The organism is Frankia sp. AgB32 (assembly GCF_023243045.1).
GTDB lineage: Bacteria > Actinomycetota > Actinomycetes > Frankiales > Frankiaceae > Frankia.
In genome coordinates, this window is the sequence record NZ_JALKFX010000150.1 from 1 (window position 1) to 2127 (window position 2127).

The window sequence follows — 2127 nt, forward strand, 5'->3', positions numbered from 1 at the left end:
GCGGCGCGCCGCGCGCGGCAGCCCGGCGAGCACCCGGGCGGGGCGGGCGGCCGGCGCGCCCGTGGCGCCGGCGGCCCGGGGCGAGGGCCGCGCGGCCCTCGCCGCCCTCGACCGGGCCCAGGACGCGTTCGAGCGGGGCGAACCCGACGGTGGCCGGGTGTGGACCCATTTCTTCGACCGGGGTCGCCTGGACGGCCTGAAGGTCACCACCTACACCCGGCTGCGCCGCCCGGCCGCGGCGTACGCCGCGGCCACCGACGCGCTGCGCGCCGCCGGCCCGGGCGCGACGAAGAAGCGCTCGCTGCTGCTGAGCGACATCGCCGAGGTGCACGTGCAGCGCCGGGAGATCGAGGCCGCCTGCCACTTCGCGGCCGAGTCCCTGTCGATCGTGGCCCAGACGGACTTCTCCCTGGGCCTCGCCCGCGTCCGGCGCACCCGCGAACACCTGCGGCCCTGGCAGCACACGCACGCGGTGCGGGATCTGGACGACCAGCTGCGCGCGCTGCTCTGAGCCGTACGGGGCTGGCCTGACCGAGGCCGGTCAGCCCCGTACGCTGGGAGTGGTCTCCACACTGATCCACTCCAGGTAGTCCGCGTGCCCGGCGACTATCGGCGTGGCAATGATCTCCGGAATGTCATACGGATGAAGCGCAACGAGCCGCTCTCGTAGCTCCTCGAATCGATCGGTCGTCGTTTTCGCCAGACAGAGCCATTCGTCGGCCGCCTCGATCTCGCCGTTCCAGCGGAAGATGCTCCGCATGGGGCCGAGGATCTGGAAACAGGCAGCCAGGCGGGCCTCCACCAGCTCCCGGGCGATGCGTTCGGCGCCATCCCGGGAGTCGATACTCACGATGACCTGCAGGTAGCCCACGCGCACTCCCATCAGAAACAAGGGATACCCGCAATACTCTACATCGATCGGCTCGCCGGGCCGTTGAATTTTCGGTACACGGAGGAAGGGACGCTATTACCCTTCCGACATTTCACTCCTACCTGCCCGGAACGACTGGGAGCCGGTACATCACGTTTACGGCACGTTGCAGCGGAGGGCACCTTCCGGGGTGGTTTCACCACGCTCAGCGTCAACCGGCTCGAGACCTCCGGTGCGATGAGTGGGTGGTGCCGTGCGCCCGCGCCGGAACGGGATGGGCGCCGTTCGGCGCGGAGCCCGGCACGGCGGTTCGGTCACTCGCTGAAGGCACCACGGGGCCCCGGACATCCCAGGAGCGGTTGCGGATCCCCCGGAAGTGGTTGTCCCGCCCGAGGGCTTGAATTGACCCCCGCGTGACATGTGGAACTCGGCCGGCGGGCGCGGCGGCCCACGGCGGGGTGCCTACCGGGCGATCGAACCGGAACGATCGCCTACCGGCTCGGCGCTGCCGGGAACGACAGGAGCGGATTCCCGGGCGGCCCCCACGGAGCGCGGATCGCCGCCGGGGGCCTGACTCTGGGTCGGGCAGGCGCGGAAACAGTCGTAGACCCCGCCTACGCCCCGGACGACGGCGAGCACCGCGTCGAGCTGCCCGGTGCCGGTCACCTCGATCGTGAAGCGGGCGTGGGCCACCCGGTCGTCGGAGGTGGCGGTGGAGGCTGCCCGGACCGCCACGGACGTCTCGGACAGGACCTCGGTGATGTCAGCGAGCAGGCCGTAGCGGTCGAACGCCTCAACGGCGATCTCGACCGGGAAGATCTCGACGTCGGGGGCGGACCAGGCGACCACCGCAAGCCGCTCCCGCTCGGCACCCACCTCGGCGGCGTTCACGCACTCCTGGCGGTGCAGCGAGACGGAGCTGCCATGCGTGGTGAGCCCGACGACGGCGTCACCGGGCAGGGGAAGGCAACATCGGGCCAGCCGGACCGGGGTGAGCACCCCTGTGCCGTCGTCGGCCAGGGCGGCGAGGTTCGGTGCGCCCCGGCGGCCGGTCGGCCGGGCCGGCGGCCGGGCGCCCGCGGAGCGGCGACGGGCCGCCCGGCCCTCCCCTCCGACGCTCCCGGCCGAGCCGGCCTGCGCCCCACCGGTGGCCGCGTCGGCCCCGGCGACGGCGCCCTCGGCCGCGGTCGGCCCCGTCGTGGCCCGCCCCCGCGCTGTCTCGTTTAGACAAAGCCGCGCCCCCGCCCCCCGAGGAC

General features: G+C 73.1%; 3 protein-coding genes. 1 reads left to right on the forward strand and 2 read right to left on the reverse strand.

The annotated features are described in order from the left end of the window. Window positions 1-511 (forward strand): NsdA family TPR-like regulatory protein (locus MXD60_RS26140; protein WP_518468717.1); only part of this gene is annotated, 511 nt, incomplete at its 5' end. A 30-nt stretch (window positions 512-541) separates the two neighbouring features. Here MXD60_RS26140 and cutA read toward each other — a convergent pair. Then, window positions 542-871 (reverse strand): divalent-cation tolerance protein CutA, encoded by a 330-nt coding sequence (cutA, locus tag MXD60_RS26145; protein ID WP_248822360.1) that lies wholly within the window; start codon window positions 869-871, stop codon window positions 542-544. A gap of 462 nt (window positions 872-1333) precedes the next feature. Next, the coding region (locus tag MXD60_RS26150) for an ACT domain-containing protein (protein WP_248822362.1) at window positions 1334-2127 on the reverse strand (794 nt) is incomplete at its 5' end.